Origin of the sequence: Bradyrhizobium sp. ORS 86 (assembly GCF_045571475.1) — a bacterium.
GTDB lineage: Bacteria > Pseudomonadota > Alphaproteobacteria > Rhizobiales > Xanthobacteraceae > Bradyrhizobium.
On record NZ_CP120699.1, the window covers coordinates 2,146,000 to 2,165,613 of the forward strand.

Annotated in this window: 16 protein-coding genes and 2 pseudogenes; 7 read left to right on the forward strand and 11 right to left on the reverse strand. The window is 58.4% G+C overall.

The window, feature by feature from the left end; all coding sequences use genetic code 11:
- Positions 1-247: 247 nt before the first annotated feature.
- The 6 genes and pseudogenes from P6U25_RS09755 to P6U25_RS09780 form a co-directional block, all read right to left on the reverse strand.
- Positions 248-1,735 (reverse strand): lyase family protein, encoded by a 1,488-nt coding sequence (locus P6U25_RS09755; RefSeq protein WP_407151104.1) that lies wholly within the window; start codon positions 1,733-1,735, stop codon positions 248-250.
- A gap of 16 nt (positions 1,736-1,751) precedes the next feature.
- Positions 1,752-2,981 carry an ATP-grasp domain-containing protein gene (locus P6U25_RS09760; protein ID WP_407151105.1) on the reverse strand — a complete coding sequence of 410 codons (1,230 nt, stop codon included), beginning with the start codon at positions 2,979-2,981 and terminating at the stop codon, positions 1,752-1,754.
- Positions 2,969-4,006, reverse strand: a complete 1,038-nt coding sequence (locus tag P6U25_RS09765; RefSeq protein WP_407151106.1) for a pyridoxal-phosphate dependent enzyme — start codon at positions 4,004-4,006, stop codon at positions 2,969-2,971. The genes P6U25_RS09760 and P6U25_RS09765 overlap by 13 nt, the downstream gene beginning before the upstream one ends.
- A gap of 11 nt (positions 4,007-4,017) precedes the next feature.
- Complete coding sequence (locus tag P6U25_RS09770; protein ID WP_407151107.1) at positions 4,018-5,049, reverse strand: hypothetical protein; 1,032 nt, start codon at positions 5,047-5,049, stop codon at positions 4,018-4,020.
- Between the two features lie 905 nt (positions 5,050-5,954).
- A complete protein-coding gene (locus P6U25_RS09775) occupies positions 5,955-6,290 on the reverse strand; it encodes an IS1096 element passenger TnpR family protein (RefSeq protein ID WP_407152479.1) in 336 nt (111 codons plus the stop codon).
- 244 nt (positions 6,291-6,534) lie between these two features.
- Positions 6,535-6,636: pseudogene (locus P6U25_RS09780) on the reverse strand (transposase domain-containing protein); the annotation flags it as partial.
- 622 nt (positions 6,637-7,258) lie between these two features.
- Between P6U25_RS09780 and tnpA the strand changes: the two are divergent.
- The 5 genes from tnpA to P6U25_RS09805 all read left to right on the forward strand — a co-directional run bounded on the left by tnpA (position 7,259) and on the right by P6U25_RS09805 (position 10,751).
- Positions 7,259-7,681, forward strand: a complete 423-nt coding sequence (gene tnpA / locus P6U25_RS09785) for an IS66-like element accessory protein TnpA (RefSeq protein ID WP_247280258.1) — start codon at positions 7,259-7,261, stop codon at positions 7,679-7,681.
- Positions 7,675-8,028: an IS66 family insertion sequence element accessory protein TnpB gene (tnpB, locus tag P6U25_RS09790; protein ID WP_011931031.1), complete on the forward strand. Its 354-nt coding sequence runs from the start codon at positions 7,675-7,677 to the stop codon at positions 8,026-8,028. Before tnpA ends, tnpB begins: the two co-directional genes overlap by 7 nt.
- Before the next feature lie 51 nt (positions 8,029-8,079).
- Positions 8,080-9,645: an IS66 family transposase gene (tnpC, locus tag P6U25_RS09795; RefSeq protein ID WP_407147860.1), complete on the forward strand. Its 1,566-nt coding sequence runs from the start codon at positions 8,080-8,082 to the stop codon at positions 9,643-9,645.
- Positions 9,642-10,244 (forward strand): plasmid pRiA4b ORF-3 family protein, encoded by a 603-nt coding sequence (locus P6U25_RS09800; RefSeq protein WP_407147861.1) that lies wholly within the window; start codon positions 9,642-9,644, stop codon positions 10,242-10,244. The genes tnpC and P6U25_RS09800 overlap by 4 nt, the downstream gene beginning before the upstream one ends.
- Before the next feature lie 75 nt (positions 10,245-10,319).
- Positions 10,320-10,751, forward strand: coding sequence for a hypothetical protein (locus P6U25_RS09805; protein WP_407152746.1), 432 nt, complete (start codon positions 10,320-10,322; stop codon positions 10,749-10,751).
- On the opposite strand, the pseudogene P6U25_RS09810 reads toward P6U25_RS09805, so the two are convergent.
- The 5 genes and pseudogenes from P6U25_RS09810 to P6U25_RS09830 all read right to left on the reverse strand — a co-directional run.
- Positions 10,718-11,288, reverse strand: a pseudogene (locus P6U25_RS09810) (IS66 family transposase); the annotation flags it as partial. The gene P6U25_RS09805 and the pseudogene P6U25_RS09810 sit on opposite strands and share 34 nt — an antisense overlap.
- A 62-nt stretch (positions 11,289-11,350) precedes the next feature.
- On the reverse strand, positions 11,351-11,515 hold the full coding sequence (locus P6U25_RS09815) for a hypothetical protein (RefSeq protein ID WP_407151108.1): 165 nt from the start codon (positions 11,513-11,515) through the stop codon (positions 11,351-11,353).
- Between the two features lie 958 nt (positions 11,516-12,473).
- On the reverse strand, positions 12,474-13,154 hold the full coding sequence (locus P6U25_RS09820; protein ID WP_407151109.1) for a GntG family PLP-dependent aldolase: 681 nt from the start codon (positions 13,152-13,154) through the stop codon (positions 12,474-12,476).
- Positions 13,127-13,534, reverse strand: coding sequence for a beta-eliminating lyase-related protein (locus P6U25_RS09825; RefSeq protein WP_407151110.1), 408 nt, complete (start codon positions 13,532-13,534; stop codon positions 13,127-13,129). The genes P6U25_RS09820 and P6U25_RS09825 overlap by 28 nt, the downstream gene beginning before the upstream one ends.
- Before the next feature lie 249 nt (positions 13,535-13,783).
- On the reverse strand, positions 13,784-15,004 hold the full coding sequence (locus P6U25_RS09830) for a M24 family metallopeptidase (protein ID WP_407151111.1): 1,221 nt from the start codon (positions 15,002-15,004) through the stop codon (positions 13,784-13,786).
- A gap of 1,420 nt (positions 15,005-16,424) precedes the next feature.
- On the opposite strand from P6U25_RS09830, the gene P6U25_RS09835 reads away from it, so the two are divergent.
- Together P6U25_RS09835 and P6U25_RS09840 are read left to right on the forward strand one after the other, a co-directional pair.
- Complete coding sequence (locus tag P6U25_RS09835) at positions 16,425-16,628, forward strand: hypothetical protein (RefSeq protein ID WP_407151112.1); 204 nt, start codon at positions 16,425-16,427, stop codon at positions 16,626-16,628.
- Entirely contained in the window at positions 16,625-19,069 is a 2,445-nt protein-coding gene (locus tag P6U25_RS09840; protein WP_407151113.1) for a CaiB/BaiF CoA transferase family protein, read from the forward strand. The genes P6U25_RS09835 and P6U25_RS09840 overlap by 4 nt, the downstream gene beginning before the upstream one ends.
- Positions 19,070-19,614: the final 545 nt, after the last annotated feature.

Below are 19,614 nucleotides of genomic sequence, written 5' to 3' on the forward strand. Positions count from 1 at the left end.
GTTATCTAAGTCTCCGATTGCCTAGGTCGTGGAAATCACATTCGAGTATCGTTGCCAGGCAACGATACGTAGTACATAAGCGTCGTCGACGGTAGTTCAAGGCATAGTCGTGGCTCGCTACGTGATCCGTACGCAACAGCGTGTGTCCGCCAGTCTCTCGTTTGATGCGCGTCGACAGAGGATATTCAATACGTGCTTTGCGCCGCATCCTTCTCGGCCGTGATGTAAAAGACGCACTTTAAGTGCTTCATCGATGGGCTCCATCTTCGTCGTTGATTGGTTGAATCTTTGGTCCATCGAGCGCCCCTATTGCAGATCGAAGCTCTTCTCGGGCGCGATTCCAACCGGAGCTGAGATCGCATAAGAGAGCGGCCGATCGTTCAATGCTCCCTTCGAGCTCATCAAGGACGGCAGAAACGGTCTCTGGAGCGGGCCCTCCTCCGGCGCGAGCCGCTCTCACGATGACGTCTGGTGCTGGCGAGACGTCGGGATCGAGCATCCGATCTCCTTCCATGATCGCCGAGAGGCGCCGTGCGCCGCACTCGACGGCGGTCGTGACGAGCTGCCCGACTTGATTATGGGCTGAGCGAAAATCGAGACCAGCATCGACTGCGAGACGGGTCGCCGTTTCCATGGCATTTACGAAGGACCTATCGAGCATAGAAGTCGCAGCTTCTTCAGCGACGATCAGCCCGGAAAAACACAGTCGGATGAGGCGCACCGAGTCAATGGAATTGTCGATCCCAGGCCAGACATGGCGGGTAGCTTCTGTTCCAACGGCCACGCAGTTCGTGAAGGGGGTGCTATGCATGCCGGTGATTGCGGCGACGAAACAGCCAATCGCCGCGCCAGCCTTTCCCTGGACTTGCTCGAGAAGAAAGGGATTCCGCTTGTGGGGCATCGCGGAGCTAGAGCCCACCAGTTCGTCCGGCAAACTAACCAGCCCAGCTTCGCCGACCCAAAGCAACAGGGTCTCGGCGATTCGACTGAGATTCGATCCCAGAATCGCGGAAGCCGCTAGCAGTCGAAGGACCAGATCGCGAGATGCCACGCTGTCAATGGAGTTGACTGACGTCGTCGTGAAGCCGAGCAGCCCTGCCGTCAAGTCCGGCAGGATCGGCAAAGTCGTGCCACCTCCAACGCCAGCGCCGAGGCAGCAACGATTGAGGAGTGGATGCACTGCCAGGACCGCATCTAGATCGCGTGCGAGCGCGCTAGCGAACGCTACCAGATGGTGCGCGAGGGTGGATGGTACGGCAGGCTGACGGTGTGTGTGTAGCGGGAAGACCGTCTCAAGATGAGCGCGTGCCAGACTGCACAAAACCCGCAGAAGCTTGACGAGTTCACTGGCCAATTTCTGATACGGACCTCTCATTCTGAGTTTCACGAGCGTCGCATTGATGTCGTTGCGGCTGCGACCGAGATGTAGATTGCTCGCCTCCTTGCCTATCACCGAGCGAAGATGATCTTCATAGGCGAGATAGGAGCCGCGAGGAGCGAGCAAATCCGCAATCCCGTGGAATCCTTCCGTCTGTAACCTATCGAGCTCGATGAACACCGTTCGAGCGAGATTCCTGTCAATCAGCCCGGCTCGCTCAAGCATGATGGCTTGGGCCCGGTCGATCTCGGCGTAAAATGGTAGTTCGTCGCTTACGGACCGCCGAAGATCGGCGCCGAAAACGATGGCACTCGCCTCAGGATGGAGCGTCGATTTGATACGACCTGTGTCTTGCAACGTTCTTTCCTTGTGCCTATTGGATGAAAGAAACCGCAGCCTCGGCGCGCCGGGCGGCTGCAGCCGGATCGTCATCAACCGCAATAACGTGCCCGATCCGGTCGCGGAAATCGTTGCATCGCCGAAATTCTATCGGCAGTATGCGATACAAAGCGAACTCCGCCAGTCCAAATCGGTCGATGAGGTGCTCGCCGTTCTGGGGGAGGTCAAAGGGCCCTTCGCGCTGCGGCACTATGAACCGGATCGAACCATGAGCATCTGCGGTCGGCCTCGCGGAGGGCAGTCCGAGTAGGCTACGTAATACCGCGAGCACCGGATCGAAGCCAGTGGCGTGCCGGAAAAGGCTCGGAATTGACCCGCCGGCGAGGCGCGGATTGACTTCGATGATCGTGACGCAGCCTGGGCGTGCTCGGAGCTCGACATGAGCCGGTCCCCGCACGTGACCTAGGACCTCTACGGCGCGAACGGCCTCGCCCACAATTTGCGCTCGCAACTGAGGCGATGTCACCGCCGGCGCATCGTGTCCGATCTCGACGAAATGCGGAAGGGCTCCGAGGTGTTTCCGCGTCACGCCGATGATTTGCCTGTCAAGGATCTCGACGGAAAACTCGTCACCTGCGATGTACGACATGAGAAGGCCACCAGACTGCATAGGGCGCCCGCGCACATCGGTCGTGGTCCCGAGCAGATTGCGCAAAGCTTGAATCGCATCGGTTTCAGTTGCCACTAGATTGACGCCGACGCTCCCGGTCCCATTGATCGGCTTTGCGACCGCAGGCAATCCGACCCGCATGATGGCTTTGCGGATGTCGCAGTCTGCATCGACTGTGGCGCTGTTGGGAACGCGGATACCAGCCGCGCGCAGCGCGTCAGCCTGACGAGCCTTGTTCCGGCAAAGCGCGATGGCATCGGGATCCGGGCCAGAAAGCCCGAGCCGCCTGGCTTGCAACGCGGCCGTATGAAGGTAGAGATCGCTCGACGTTGTGAGCAGCTCGATCGGCATAACCGCGGCAACGTCATCGACGACAGCTGCAACAGCGGCCTCCGATGACGTGTCGCATGCGCGTAGGTCGAGCTCCGGGTTGCCGCGCAGAAAGTCATACCGCTCAGGCGCGGCAGTGACAAAAACCGGAAGAAGCCCCAGTTCTCGAGCGCGCAGAATGAAGTCGCCGCCCGAGCCAGAGCTATTGGATTCGATGAAGATCGCGGCGGAGATGGGCATTGCAGCAGCCTTCAGTTCACGCAATAAGCGGATCCCATCACGTCTCTCAGCGAGCGGCGGCTCCAATCGAAACGGCACCAGCCGCCATTGGCGCGGAGGGGATGGTGGACGAGGATAGGCTCGATCGCAGCGAGCTCGGCCCGATAGCCGTGCTCGAGCATCCACGCTGGATCGTAGACGTTGTGCTCGTATCGGTTGCTGTCGTCGGGAAACACCGCGAGCACCTTGTTTCTGGGGTAGCGCTCCGCGTACCATCTAGCCACGAGGTAGGCCGCTCCGCTCGTGGGTCCCCGCTTCAGCGAAGTCTCACGATGAAGCCGATGTGCAGCTTGGTATGCTTCGTTGGCGCCGAGCCAATGGATCTCGTCGAACGCATCGTGCAATAAGTTGCCCGGGAGCATGCTGTTACCGAGACCGCGCAGATCGCGGCGATTCGCCGGCTGACCGAACAATACACTACCGAATGTATCGATTCCAACGAGTTTCATCTCGGGAAAGAATGCGCGGCAGTAGTGCGCAAGACCGCAGGATGATCCTCCCGAGCCCACCGTTGCGACCATTATATCGATCTTGCCAAATTGTCTGATCGCTTCCTCCGCCGGACGCGCGTAGGAAAAGCGATTGCCGAGATTGTCATACTGTCTTGACCAAGTGGCGCCGGTGCGCCCCATGAACTCCAGGAGTGCTTGTTTCCGGAGCAACTGGACGTTGGCATCCGATGCGGTAGCGTCGACAAGGTGCACTTCGGCCCCCAAATCCTCTATCGTGCGCTTGAGCGGCGGCTCGATGGCGCGATCGCCGAAAATGTGCAATTTGAGTCTGAACTGCATGCAAACGATAGCGAGACCGAGAGCCATGGTTCCGCTCGATGTTTCGACGACCGTCGTGTTGGGGCCGATCTCGCCGTCGCGAAGCCCAATTTCGATGATGTTGAAGGCCGGGAACACCTTCATGAGCCTGAAGTCGATCGCGGCCAAGTTTGCAGGACGCAATGAGACGATCTTGAGGGGGGCATGAGCGCCTACGATGTCTGAGAGCACGTCAGCCATCCAGCGGATCCTCAATATGGGGACGAAAAGGTACGAAGGCGATCGAAACCGAGGCGGAGTATGGCGGTGCTGGCCTCATCCACCCGAGTACAAAGATCGGGCAGAGCCGGATCGAAGATTAGACCAGCGGCAGTGCCACTATGGGCGACAATAATGCCGACTGAGCCGGTGCCTTCCTTGATGCGAAGGAGTTCATTGAATTTCGGCTTGTTGAGCGGATTCTGCATGGCCGTCTCGCTCGTCATCGCGGAGAAGGTCGCAACTCGGCCGGCGAGCTCGACGCTCTGCTCAGCAACCGCTCGCTCCAGGACCGCCAACGCGCACCCAAACGCGGCGATCTGGTCGCGCGAGTAGCGCGCCCGCCGTAACCCGTCGGTGTCAATACCGCTGCTGGCCACACCGGTGTCAAACCCCAGGATTTTCATTTGTGGGAGAGGACCATTGAACATCCGGACAATCTTGCCGATGCGATGGGCGAACAGGATCGTGGCGCACGTACAGTCGAACATCAGTGAGTCACATGCATGCTCAGCCGCTACCGCGAGTTTCGCTTGCAGATGAGGCGCCGGAAAGATGCGGGATCCCCGGTAGGTACTGACGGCATGAGCGACCGCGCGGATGGTGGCCACTACGCCACTCGTAGACGAGCCCATGCCACCGCCTTCCGGGACGAACGTCGTCACCTCGAGCCTAGCCGCCACATTCTTCATTCCGAAAGCATCAAGAGCCAGCCGAGCTGCGATCTCGCATTTGCAGAAATGGGCCGGCGTCACGTGGATGCCGGTGCGGCCGGCTTCGGGTACGAACCTGCCCGTGCGGCTCGGCTCCAATGTCACGCGGGCGATCGATCCAAGATTGTACGGCATGTGAACTGAAACCAGAGCGCGCACCGTCCGATGGTGCTCGCCGTCAGCGATACGGAAAGCGCCTTGGAGCAATTCGCCAAAGTGCGGATGGCAGCTTGCTACGCCACATGTGTTCGCGGAGGGGCGGTCGGACGTTCGCGCAACGGGTCCTGAATCTTTCAGCGATATCTCGATCATGTCGTTCCGCCCCTGCGGCTAAGCTGACCTGGCGGAACAGCAGCGGAAGTATTCTCCATCGGTTGCTCGCATAGCGTCAGATTCCGCATCATAGCATAGCGCATCCAGATGACGCCGGTGCCTCTGCAGGAATCCAGCTTGGTGTGCATCACTTTCTTAGTTCTTCCATTGTGTGCACTGAAATGGAACCATTCCTACGAAACAGAGAGCCGCCGACTCAGACCATCTTGATGACGAAATAGTCTCTCGCGTTCTAATGAACGCAGCACGAGGATGCCTTTAGGATTGATCTATCGCGTCTGCTAGAAGCAAATTACCTAAGCGCGCAGATGTACGCACCTACCAGGAGTAGGAGTTCAGTCTATCAACCGACCCGCCGGTTGCCAGTGGTCGTCGAGCGGTGTGACCCGGCGTTCTCAACCTTTCGAGCAGCGAGCCAAAAAGCTATACCGAAGCCGCGGTCGGTACTTGACATGGTCAAGCGACACCATGTTCCAAATTTTCGGAGAGATGTGGAGTCAGCAAGAGCCTTGTCCTTCATGAAGGCCTCAAAGTCGCCGATGTCCACGACCGCCCATAATCATCGAGCTCTGGGTAACTTCGTTCAGCGGCGCACCTTGCGTGCTTGAAATGGTCGACAAGGTAAACAGAGGATCATGTGAACGCTGCCGTAATCGATTGTCTGAAAGCCTTGGATTCCCCAGCAGCGATCCGCGGCCATCACGCCAGCCGAGCGTCAACTTGTTCAGTCGACGCATGCAAGAGGTGGCTGGGAAGCCGACAAATTCCGGCGAGTTCGGCAAAGGAGAATGGAGCGACGTCAATTATGCCGAGCGATCTGTAGCATTGAAGTATCTGCTGCGCTCCAGCGTAGCTCTTCGGTCCATTTGATTGGCGCTTGGCGGCTACTTTGATCGCAGCTTGGGCGGCGAGGCATCCACTTTTCCGAGAATGCGTTGACGGCGGCGTCGAGCGCCGCCGATCGATGACGTTCGGATCGAACCGCTTGGGAGACGCATATTTTTGCCCTCCGGATGGGTGGGATCGCGTGCTAATGGCCTCAAGGTAGTTGGCATAGCCGGTCCCGCCCGCCAACCTCCGGAGGGCAGCGGCCGATGGCATCGCGGAAGACCGTCCGTTGGCATGTCGTCGAGCCATTTTTCGAGCTTGATCACATGATTCCAGCTGTCGCCGAAGTCATAGAGATAGTGGATCGTTTTGACCTCGGTCTCGTGAACGATATCGCAGAGACGGGCTTTGTGGGCATCGACGGGCTGGAGCCAAGATCACCATCGGGATCAGGTATGCCCCAATGTCCTTCGCCAGCGTTAGATGTAGCCGCTTAAGACGCAGGGTCAGCTGTACGAAGATGTCGCATTACCTCTGGTTGTGTTTCGTTGAGGATCACCTTGGTCCGGACAACGGTCGTGTTGAGCCTCATGCCGCCAGCCTCGGATCTTGTGCATGCGTCGAATAGGCTGATGCTCACGGAAGCAACTCGCCTAACCTTGCGGCGGGCCGGCCATTGACAAGCTTCGCGAGGACGTCACTAAGCCAGTGCTCGGCACTAATGCCATTGAGCTTGCATTTTTATGATGCCCGCCGAACTGACTGAGCCGCGCTCAAGCGATGACTATCGGTGCTGCGCGAGGAAGGCGCGATCGCGCCGTTGATGCTACCGCCTCTCACCCCGCGCGAACGGGTCTTCAAGGAGTTCGATGCCTACCTACAATCAGAGTGCGGCTTGACCCCGAGGTCCATCGTCCGCCATCTCCCGGTCATCCGCGGGTTCCTGCACGCGTGTGCTCCGGCGGCGCCGCCGCCCTGTGTAAGATCAGCGAAGAGGACGTGACCCGCTACTTGAGTGCGACGCCCAGGATTGTAGCCCGGGAACAGGCTAGGCGTGTGCTGGTCGTCGCGCGCCCTTCTCCGTTACCTCCACTATCGGGGCTGAACGCGCGCGCCCGTTGGCGGATCGCGTTCCATCGATGCGTCGATGGAAGCTCACAATTCTGCCGACCTATTTGCCTGCCGCTCAGGTGCGGAAAGCTCTCGACGGTTGCGACCGAGAGACGGTGATGGGACGGCGCGACTACGCTATACTGTTGTTGCTGGCCAAGCGTAAGCGTGGCGTTGAGGCCCTTGAGAATTTTTGTACTCAGTCCTGAGAGGACCGCTAGAAGAGTCATCTTCTGCAAGGGTGCTCACAATGGACGACCATTCGGACGACATAAGACGACCGTTGTCACCGCGTATCGAAGTGTACGCAGGCGCAGGTCGAAAGCGCTGGCCGGACGATTTGAAGGCACAGATTGCCGCGGAAAGCCTTGAGCCGGGGGCGATTGTCACAGATGTCGCGCGTCGCCATGGGTGCCGGCCCCAACAGGTGCACGACTGGCGGCGCCGGGCGCGTTTGGGCCAGTTGGTGCTGCCGGCTTCGGCGGACACGCTGTCGTTCGTGCCGGTGGTATCGGAATCGGCGCTACCGGCGGCCGCAGAGCCCACCGGGTCGCCGGAAGCAGCCGTTGTGACGGTTGAACTCCAGGGGGCACGCGTGGAGGTGCGAGGGACGCCTGGCCTTGCTGTGTTGAGTGATGTGTTCTTGGCGCTTCGACGGACACGTTCATGCTGACGCCGCCCGCGAGCCTCATGATTTACGTGGCGACGCAACCTGTGGACTTCAGAAAAGGTGCGGAGGGCTTGGCGCTGTTGGCGAAGGAGACGCTGGGCCATGACCCGATGAAGGGCGTGGCGGTGGTGTTCCGTGCGAAGCGCGCCGATCGGGTGAAGATTGTCGTCTGGGATGGCAGCGGCCTTGTGATGTATTGGAAGCGGCTCGATGGCAGCGGCTTCAAATGGCCTCCCATCGTGGCCGGCGTGATGCGGATGAATGCCGCCCAGCTGTCCGCGCTTCTGGCCGGCATGGATTGGACGCGGATGCACGCGCCTCGAATCCCGCAGCCGAAAGCACTTGCGTAGGACATAAAATCTTCGCTGCATCGGGGCGCGAAGCATGGCAGACTTGGGCCAATGAGTGATTTGCCTGATGAGCTGCCGAGCGATCCAGCCGAGCTGCGTGTCTTTGCCGCGGCTCTGCTGGATCGCTGCGCCAGGCTCGAGCGGTTGCTCAAGCTTGCGAAGGATGCGCAGTTCGGTCGATCGTCGGAAAAGCTGGACGCTGATCAGCTGCAGCTTGTTCTGGAGGACATCGAAGAGGCCGTCGCGGCTCTCGAAGCAGCTGAGGATCGCGCCAATCCCAGAGCCCGCGAGAAGAGAACTGCCAAGCGCAGAGCCAACCGTGGTCAGCTTCCGGAGCATTTGCCACGCATTGTCGAAACGCTGATGCCGGCTGCAACCTGCTGCCCGTGCTGCAAAGGCGATCTCGTTGAGATTGGTCACGATGAGAGCCAGAGGCTCGACGTCGTTCCGGTGCAATACAGGGTGATCGTCACCCGCCGGCCCAAGCTGGCTTGCCGCGCCTGTCATGGCGTCGTCCTCCAGCACGCTGCGCCCGAGCGATTGATCAAGGGGGGACTGCCCACCGAGCGTCTCGTCGCGCATGTAATTGACGCCAAGTATCATTGGCATTTGCCGCTCTATCGTCAGGCGCAGATGCTGGCGACCCACGAAATAGCGCTGGACCGTTCCACGCTCGCCTTCTGGGTCGGCTACGCCGCCCAGGAATTGAAGCCCTTGTGGCATCGTCTGCGCCAGCTTCTGCTCGCCTCTTCGAAGCTCTGTGTCGATGAGACCCCGGCGCCGGTGCTGGATCCAGGGCGCGGCAGGACCAAAACCGGCTACTTCTGGGCGCTGTCACGCGATGACAGGCCCTGGGCCGGACCTGACCCACCTGGCGTGGTTTACGCCTATGCACCGGGCCGTGGGGCCGTTCATGGCTTGAGGCTGCTCGAGGGCTATCGCGGCATCATCCACTGCGACGGCTATCAGGCTTACAAGACCATGACCCGAGAGACGCGTGCGGACGCCTTGTCCGGAACGCTCGCCTTCTGCTGGTCGCATCTGAGGCGCCAGTTTGTGAAGATCGAGCGCGAGGCTGCTCCGGCGCCAGCTCCGGTTGCCCGCGAGGCTCTTGAGCGCATCGCCCAACTTTACGCGGTCGAGAAAGCGCTCCGCGGCCGATCGGATGCCGAGCGCCGTGCTGGCAGGCAGGCGCATGCCCGACCTCTGGCTACAGCCTTGAAGCAGTGGTTTGAGGCCAAGCTTGATCACCTTGCACAAAAGAGCGACACGGCGAAGGCCTTGCGTTACGCGTTGCGTCATTGGGACGGCCTGACGCTCTACCTTGATGACGGGCGCATCGAGATGGACACGAATGCTGTCGAGCGTGCGATGCGGCCGATCAAGCTCAACGCCAAGAACTCCCTTTTTGCCGGTTGCGACGAGGGCGCCGAGAATTGGGCAGTTCTGGCTTCGTTAATCGAGACCTGTAAGCTCAATGGCGTCAGCGCCGAGCACTGGCTCGCTGATGTTCTCGCGAAGCTCGTCAATGGTTGGCCTGCGGCGCGACTGGACGAACTGCTCCCTTGGGCGTCGATCTACACGATGCATGCACACGATCCGAGGCTGGCGGCATGAGCCTGAACACGACCGCGGTCCGGATCAAGGTGACCCTCAAGGATGTGAAACCGGAGGTGATGCGATGCCTTGTCGTGCCGCTCACGCTGCGCCTTGATCGGCTGCATCTGACGCTTCAGGCGGCGTTTGGCTGGACGAACAGCCATCTCTTCGAGTTCCTGGCCGGCGAAGGACGTTGGGGTATCCCTGATCCCGATGGAGATTTTGGCCCTCAGCCCATCGATGCCCGCAAGACGCGGCTCTCTAATATCGTTCAGGAGACCGGCGCGAAGACGATCCATTATCTCTACGACCTCGGCGACAGCTGGGATCACGTGATCAAGCTTGAAAAGTGGTTCGACAACACGACAACGGAGGGACTTCCGTTCTTGCTCGAGGCCGCCGGCCGTTGTCCTCCGGAAGATGTCGGCGGTGCGCCAGGCTATGCTGAATACCTCGACGCCATCAGCGACCCCACCCATCCGGAGCACGAACATATGCGCCTCTGGGGCCCGGAGCAGTTCGATCCCAACGTCGTCGACCGGAAGGCGCTTGAGGCCGCTGTCAATGCGTTGTCCGACATATGGAAGCCGCGCCGGCGCACCACGCGCTCAAAATAGACGTCAAGCGCCAATCAAATGGGCCTCAGAGCTACGCTTACGGCCAAGCTCGGCCTGCGGGCCGACGAGGTCGCGATGCTCGCCCTCGATGATATCGACTGGCGCGCCAGCAAGAAGGTTGCGCACACCGCGGCGCCCATGTCTTCCGACACAGTCTCGCTACCGAGTTTCTCCAATCTGGCGCGCGGAGATCGGACAGTGCTGCGGCACGAGAACCACGACACCACTCGGATTTACGGCGAAGGATACAAGCACGAGCACCAGACCCGTCGGCTCGTCGACTTCGGCGCCTTCATGGAGAAGCGCAAAGCCAGGAAATCACGGCGAAGCTGGGTAATGGAATGGGCAACACTGCCGCCCAATCGTCATGCATCCTGGGCGCTGCGATTGAGCGACGTGCGCGGGTTCGCACCATGTCGTCAACTTCGATCCGAGAACGGAGGCGCCGCCCGTCGGCATGCTGCCCGGATGGAACCGCGCGTCGCCAACCTCTGCGCCTCCCGATAAAGTGGCAAGTGCCAGTGATACTTGGCATCGATAGCATGCGCGACGAGCCGTTCGCAAGCAGTCCACCCCTGATTAGTCGGGCGCGGCGTGTTGGAGGACGAGGCCATGTCAGGCGTGATACGCCGGTTTGGGGCGGCGGGTCACGATCACACAATATCGCGCCGGAACGACGCCGAGCTTCTGACTCTCATCACGACAAATCTCAAAAAGTGCCTTTGCAGTATGGACAGCAAGTTTCAACGGGCATCACGGTTTCGATGATGCACGGCAAATACCCAGGTAGCTCACCGCGGTTGGCTCTGCGCTCAGCAGTTCTCTTCTCACATGTTTTGGGACTGGCGATCTTCCGCCGCTTCGAGAGCCGCGGCAGCTCCATAGAAGTCCTCCAAAATCAGCTGCAACTGATTATCGCCAAGTTCTTTCGGAAGATCGACCGAAGGGCGCATCTTTCGCAAGCTTGAGCAATCGCTCGAGCCTGGCACAGCGATCCAGTTGAGCCGCGGCGAACGCACGTTGCTAGATGGGATCGCTCGGCAAATATCCGGAAAATCACCCCTTTCATCGAGTCTGCCATGCTTCGCGCGCCGATGCAGCGAAGATCATATTTCTACGCAAGTGCTTTCGGCTGGGATGCGAGCCTCGTGCATGCGTGTCCAATCCATGCCGACCAGGAGCGCAGACAGCTGCGCCAGGTTCATCCACATGACACCGGCCACAACGGGCAGCCATTTGAAGCCGCTGTTATCGAGCCGTTTCCAATACATCACACTGCCACTGCCGTCTCAGACGATAACCTTCACCCGGTCGGTGCGCTTCGCACGGAAGGCTACCGCTGTCCTTTTCATCGGGTCATGGCCCATCGGCTCCCTTCGCTAAAAGCGCCAAACCATCTGCGTCCTTTCTGAGGTCCGCAAGTCGGATCGCAATGTAAATCATGAGGCCGGCAGGTGGCGCGTCAGCACGAAGATGTCCGACGTAGCGCCAAAACACGTCGCTCAGCACGACAACGCCGGGCGCTCCGCGCACGCCCGCTCCCGGGAACTCAACCGTAACTGTGGCTGATTCCGGTGATCGGGACGGCTCCGCAGCCGTCGGAAGCGAAGATTTCGAGACGAATGGCACGAACGATAATGTATCGGCCGAGAGACCAGTCGCACCAATTGACCCAAACGCGCTATCCGCCAGCAAGCTGTACACCTGCTGGGCCGGCAGCCATGGCGGCGTGCGATATCTGTCACGACTCCGCCTTTCCGGCCCACGCCAGCGCACACTTCAATACGCGGCGACAACGGTCGTCTTATGTCGTCCGAATGGTCGTCCATTGTGAGCGTCCTTGCCGAAGATGGCTCTTCTAACAGTGCTCCCAAGACTGCGCACAAACGATCTGAAGGGGCTCTGCGGCACACTGATGTTGCAAATCGGGGCAGTCAATTGAAAGAATTGGAAACGCCCGGCTTATGGATTGTGAAGTTTCTCCGGCACTCGGATGGGTTCGTTAGAGCTGAGCACCGACACATGGATCTGCCTGAGTAGGGCTTCTAGCACGTCTAATGGCGCAGTCGGCAGCCAAGTACGAAAAACGCAAGCAACTGCGGACGATGATCCGCACATATGCTTTCGATGGGCCAACCCGAAAATAGATAGAAAAACGGTACCTAGTGGATCCGCTCTCGTCGAATTGGTTCGCAAGCTAGCTCGCGCTATAGTAATCGGAAGAACATCTCAGTTCTTGGATGCAAACCACCGTGCTTGCGCCTGCAGGACCGACCGAACGGCGTTTGCGATGACTTCGATATCCTCATCGCTGATCAGATAGTGGAGAACGGCACGAACTACGCCTTCGCGCAGCGCGCCCATCCGCACCCCCCGTCGTGACAGCGCGGTAAGGAAATCCGAGGTCGATAGACCGTCTTGCTCGAGGCGGAAGAAGACCATATTAGTCTCGATGACAGAGGGCTCGAGGCGAATGCCGGGAATTGCGCGGATCCTTTCACCCAGAAGTTGCGCGCGCCGATGGTCTTCAGCCAACCGACCAACCATAGTTTGAAGCGCCACAATACCCGCGCTGGCCATAATGCCGGCTTGACGAAGGCCGCCACCTAGAAGCTTCCGATACCGCTTCACCCGATCAATGAACGGCCGCGCCCCGCAAACCATAGAACCAAATGGCGCGGCGAGCCCTTTGGAGAGACTAAACATGATCGAGTCAACATCTTCTGCGATTTCCGCCGGTGTCCGCTTCGACGCGATTGCCGCGTTGAAGATACGGGCCCCATCGATGTGCAACGGCAAGCCGTGTTCGTCAGCGAATGCCCGAACCTCCTTGATATATGGCCTCGGCAGGACGCGTCCGCCGTTTTGACAGTGCGGATTTTCTAGCACAATGACTCCCGGAGCGCGCATTGGTAGTCGGTCTTGTCACGAACCGCCGCGCGCAGGTTATCCAACGACAGCCGCCCGTCGGATTCGGTCGAAACCGGATGGAGGACGAGGCCACCCACCACCGAAACGCTGCCAGCCTCGAAGTCGTAGAGATCTGAGCGATCGCCCAGGATCACCTCGTAACCACGGGGACAATGCGCTAATAGCGCAGTAAGATTTCCCTGACATCCGCTCGACACGAAAGCTGCAGCTTCCTTACCGAACATTTCGGCCGCCAATGCTTCAAGCCGGTTGACTGTAGGGTCCTCGCCGTACCCGGAGTCGCCCACTTCCGCCTTGAACATCGCCTGCCGCATCTCCTGAGTTGGCAAGGTTACGGTATCGCTAAGCAGATCGATCATTCTTGTCTCCCAGAGGTGGCGTTGGCATCAATGCGCTCCCGGCGGAAAGTTCACCTCGTCTCACTCCGACCCAGCTGTTCGCGAGGATGGCTGCGCGTTTGCACAGCGAGAGAATGAAACAAGGAGCCGGACTACGTAGAACTCTGTTTATCCGAGCGGATCCCTGAAGTGGACCACGAGCTATGATCAAAAGCATCCAGCTATTCTTCCCAGCGCAGGAGTAGAGTTTCTTCAGCCGGTACCCTCAAATTACTTACCCACGACAGGTATTGTTCGAGGAGCGCGAGACGTGAGCAACTCTACGCCATTGTCCGTCACAACAACAACCTCTTCGTGGACCATCACCTTCGGTGAACCGTCGAAATAAGAAGGATAAGCTGTACTTGGCTCGATATTAATCACCAGACCCGGCTCTAGAATCGTCTTATCGTCGGGGTGAACCGAAGGTGGCTCCGGCATCCAGAGGCCCATTGAATGACCCATCCGCCCGATCGTGGTCGCTTTGCCTCGATTCTTTGAGCCACTCAGCACATCTGACATTGCGGCAAAAACATCGCAGATCGGGATTCCAGGCTTAACCGCGGCGATGCCTGCCTCCGTTGCGTCCCAAACGACTCGATAGGCATTTTCCGTATGCGGATCAGGTGCGCCGAAGGAATAGTGTCGATCGAAGTCACTCCAATAGTAATCGAACAAACAGCCAGCATCGATAAAAAGTAGATCCTCATCAGAGAGAACTTTGTCGGATGGAGCACCGTAGTAACGCGTGTAACCACCACGTCCAGAGACACCCTGGATCCTAGTGGTCTTGTCGGCACCGCGAGTGAAGCATTCGAGTTCAAAGAGACGACAAGCGTCTCGTTCTGTCATTCCGTGGCGTAACTTTGGGGCCAGATTGTCGAATGCTTCCGAAACAATCCGATTCACAATACGAATTCGATCGATCTCCGCAGGTGACTTTATCATCCGTAAGGGAGTAAAAATCGGATCCGATGCATCGGCGAACGTCTGTGGCTTGATCGCGTCCACGAGACGTAGGAAGTCTGCCACAGGCATGCCCAGCCTGCTTTCGGCGCCGAGCTCCGTCCCGATTTTTGCATGCTTCGGCAGCAAATCACGGAACGCTTTGATAAGCGTGGAAATGCCCTCGTCCTCTGGATTTGGACTGGGCCAACTTCGGCAATTCTTTACCCAAGTCGTTTCTTTGTAAAACTCCTCGATCCCGGTAGGAACAATTCCGACAACATCGCCAGACAAGGGGATAAGGAGAAAGCGCGGTCGGGTGGTCTGATGGGGCGTGGAGCTAATCTCGCCGACAAAATAGCGCAAGTTGTATTCGGAGGTCACCAGAAGTGCGTCGAACGCGTATTGCTTCATCAAACGCCGCGCTTGCTCGACCCGATCTTCGTACTCCCTTTGCGAAAACGGAACGTAAGGAATCGTTGTGACGGTACAATCACGAGCGGTCATAGCTTTTCTCCAACAAGCACCCTAGCTTTAGGCGGCAACAAGTACGAAATTCGATCAGGACACTGACAGTGTTGGGCGGATCTCCACGATCAATCGTCATGTGTCAGTGACGGGTATAGTCGTCGTCTGTTTTTCGACCGGGCCTGAAGCGCCGTTTCATGCTTCAGGTTGTATCGAGATAGTGTGGTAGATTAAAACAAAAATGCAGCTAATCGAGTTGGGTCTATGTCATATCCGTCAAAATGTGCGACGGCTGGCGGTCTGAGGAAATGATCCTACAGGTCATGGATGACTCAGGGAGAGGCAGAGCAAAGAAGGATGATAGGATCCTGAAGAACATTCGGTGCAGTGGACTCGATCGAATTCCATCCGAAGAGACGATGGATAAATCGGGGTTGAGCAGTTTTCGGCTAATCTTCCGCATCACTCGATAGCAATAGTCGTGCCAGCACGGTTCAGGAAATACTTTCGGGGAGGGGCGGCGCGAGCCAGGCGACTTGGAGCAAGCTCGCCGAGCGGCCTCCCGGTTCGTGAATGCTGACAGCGTTTTCGGTGCCACTGCTGTGAAAACTATGATCGTGATAGAGGCACTCGGCAAGGCGCGGGCGCTCGAGCCGTATCTTGTCGCCATCCTAATGGGTGCGTTTTCATCCGCCATGGCAACTCTGCGGCGCGGAAAGCATAGATATCCTCTCCATCCGCGATGGCGGCAGGATCGTTTGCTCCGCTCGACCAGAACTCACCCCATGACCTCTCCGAAAATCACGTCCGCTAGGAAGTCGTACGCGGACGGTCTGGGACATCCTCATTGCGGTGAAAAAAACTGTAAAGCAAAGCCAACTGCGAGGAGCGCGCGTTGTAAACAGTAGTCAGCCTCTCCGAGAACGCGCAAGACAGATCGGTCTTTCGATCGATTCAATGATCCTTAATATCGAATGTTGAGCGCCAGTGGTTCGAGATCTGACAAATGGCGTGTGGCATTCGGAACTCTTGTCTGTTGGAGCCAGTGGTAGCAGCAAGAAGATGCGCTAGCGCTAGCCGATGATCACCTCGGGACCTATGAACATATTTGACCTGCATATTCTCGGGATCGGTAGGCCCCAACGGAAAGCTGATCGCTGTCTCTAAGGGGATCAGGCGCGGCATCGGTCGACTTGAGCAACAGAGTGGAACGAGTCGAGTCATAAGCCTGACGGGCGGCCACGGAGCGCTCGTACGCCCTCTGTCTATCTGATTTGGTAGCTGACCAACCGATGTTGTACGTGGTTAAGTGGTATTTACCGCCGCGTCCATTGAGCCGCGCCCGCCCATGCTTTATTGAACGTCCATTTCATCTGGTTGCCGCAAAGCTGTGCAGTCGAGCCGACTTCTTGTGACCGGCCTGGTGTCCGTCCTTGTCAGCGACAGAATGGAGAATGAAATGCAGCAGCGGATCTCGTCTCGTTTCAACAAGGCGACACCTGAAAGTGATGGATTTGCGCTGGCAACGTGCGGATCTGGAGATGTTGCCGCTCCGAACCAGTCGCAATCGCCAGATGCCCGCGCCTTGGTGGTGATGGCCTCAGTCGGATCGCCGATCACATTCTACAGTGCCAATAGGGTGGTAAAATGGAACTATCGATGAGAGCATTGTCGCACCTGCGGGTCACCGAGATCGGTAGCGCGGTCGCAACTAGCTATTGCGCGCGCTTGTTTGCCGATTTTGGGGCCGACGTTCAGAAAGTTGAGCCGCCAGGAGGCGATCCACTTCGTCGCAGTGCGCCGTTCACGCCCAAAGGACAGAGCGCGTGGTTCGCATTCCTGAACTTCAATAAGTCGAGCATCATCATCGACGCCGCTAACCCGGACGCGATCAGACGGCTCACGAAGCTAGTTGAGGATTGCGATATTTTGATCGACGGTCGCGACGTTGATTGCGCAGATTGCCCGCCTATTGACGTGGCCGCGATCCGGCAGCGGCGTCCCGGGTTGATCTATCTCGAAGCCAGTTGGTTCGGCGACGAAGGACCGTATGCAGGATATGCTGCGACCGATTCGACCATCCGCGCGCTTGCCGGTCTCATCAAATTGGTCGGACCGGCGGACGGCCCGCCATCGTACGCACCGGATTTCCAGACGGGTATCGTTGCTGGACTGTGGGGCTTCACCGCCGCCGCTTCCGGTGCGGTTACGCGAATGCAGGGCGGGTTAGGGCGATCATGGTCTCTGAGTATTTTTGAATCGAGCCTTGCTCTCAGCGAGGATCTCATGTTGGAGGCGTTTGCGCGTGGCGATGTAATGCACCGGATTGGCGTTAATCGCTTCTCGCTAACCTTTCCGGTCGGAATTTACGAGTGCAAAGAAGGCTGGCTCGGCGTTACCACAATCGCGCCAGCACAATGGCGCGCATTCTGCGATATGCTCGACCTGCCTGAATTGCGTGATGATCCGACTCTGCTTTTGAGCGCCGATCGTTTGCCGCGCATGGGAGAGATCGAACGACAGTTTGTTCCGAGGTTGAAGACGCGGACAGCACAGGAGTGGTTTGCGGAGGGGGTGAAGCGCAAGATCCCGGTCGTGCCGGTGCCGAGGATATCAGAGTTACTCCAGGACGCGGAGAAAAAAGCGCGCGGCGCACTCGTGCCTGTTCTGCTTGGCGAAGAAAAGTGCATGACCGTTGGGGCGATGCAGCGGCTGACATTGACGCCGCCACGCCAGGGCGGAAGCGTTCCGGCCCCCGGCGAGCAGCAGACTTTTGCGAACGTTCGAAGACAGTTAACTGATACTGCGCCGGCGGGATCCAGCTGCGATGCCGACCGAGGGCCGTTACGGGGGATTCGAGTAATCGACTTTACAATGGGCTGGGCAGGCCCATTGTGCACTCGCACACTGGCCGATCTTGGCGCGGACGTCATCAAGATCGAGGCCATCCAATATCCGGATTGGTGGCGCGGCGTTGACCGGCGGCCCGCGTACGTGAATGGCCTGATGTACGAAAAAACACCGCGCTTCTGCATTATGAACCGCAACAAGCGTGGGATCACGCTCGACCTGACGCGGCCGCAGGGTCTCGCTCTCGCCAAACGATTGTTGGTCGGCGCCGACGTTGTCGTCGATAACTACTCGGTTGATGTGCTGCCGAAGTTCGGGCTCGGCTATGACGTGCTCAGCGCGCTAAACCATCGCCTGGTCGTGATGTCTATGTCGGCCTTTGGTGCGAATAGTGTCCATCGTAGTTGCCGAGCGTACGGTTCAACTCTTGAACAGGGGTCCGGATTACCGAGCGTGGTCGGAGACATTGACGGACCGCCAGTGATGAGTCACATCGCGTTCGGAGATGCTGTTGGCGGGTTGAACGGCTGCGCTGCAATTTTAGTCGCGTTGATTCATGCCCGCAAGACTGGGCAAGGACAATTCATTGATCTTGCACAGGTCGAATGCATGATGCCGTTCGCGGCGCCATGGATCACGGTCCACTCGATCGACGGTATGGAGCCGCCAAGATATGGCAATCGACATCCGCAGTTCGTCCCGCATGGTTGCTTCCGATGTGCAGGGAACGACAACTGGATCCTAGTAGCGGCTACGGATGAGGACATGTGGCAGAGGCTTGCCATCCTTATTGGCCGACCAGACTGGGCCAAGGACAAATCCTTGCAGTCTGCGGAAGGTCGCCGTCGGGTAGAAGGCGACATCGAAAGAGGCATTGAAGCTTGGACGCATGCCCGCGATGCGGATAGGGCTATGTCCGAATTGCAGAGCGTACGGGTTGCGGCTGGCGTGGCCCGCCTGCCAATCGAGTTGCTCAACGATCGGCATCTAAAGTCACGCGCGTTTCTACAGGAGATTGATCGGCCCTTCATTGGATCGCATCCACAGCCCTCGATGCCGATTCGAGAAGGCCAAGCACCCTACGCGATTCGCACGGCGGCGCCGACGTTAGGAGAACATAACAGAGAGGTCTTGTCAGGGCTTCTCGGACTCTCCGATGCCGAGATCGCGGATCTGACGAGGGAGGGAATCATCGGCACGAACATGCTCTCCGAAGCGGAACTCCAAAGGACAAAGAGGGGCTCGTTAGAGTGACGAAACGACGCTGGACTGAACCCTATCTGCAGTGAGTTTAAGGTCTTTAGTTGAAAGCTTTGATGGTGTCTCGCCCGATTCCAAGGATGCGTTACAGGACAGGCTGCGCAATCACGACGGAGGCGCTCCATCAAGCAGTACAAAATAGCTAAGAGCCTGACAGCGATCCTGCCAGGAAGCCAAGTCGATCATCTCTTCCATCGAGGAGGAGCGATCATCATCGCTTCCGGCGATATATACTGCTATCGCTCGACGATTGCCTTTATGCACGGCAGCTGATGACCTCGCACCAGAAGCGGCGATTCCTGTATCGTTCCTCCGGGACGGCATCAACCGACTGCCGGAGGTAAATGTCGATAATCCTTCAAAGAAAAGCGCAAGGCTAATCCGATAAGCTATTTCCACGTCCAAACGTTGAGCTCCGTTCGCTCGAAGGCGAGCTCTAGCTCTAGCTCTACGTCGCAGTCGATCGCACCAGCAAGTTGTCCCTCGTGCAGCGGATAAGGGCCTTGGCCTCGGCCTTCCTCGGAGCTCTGATCGCGACT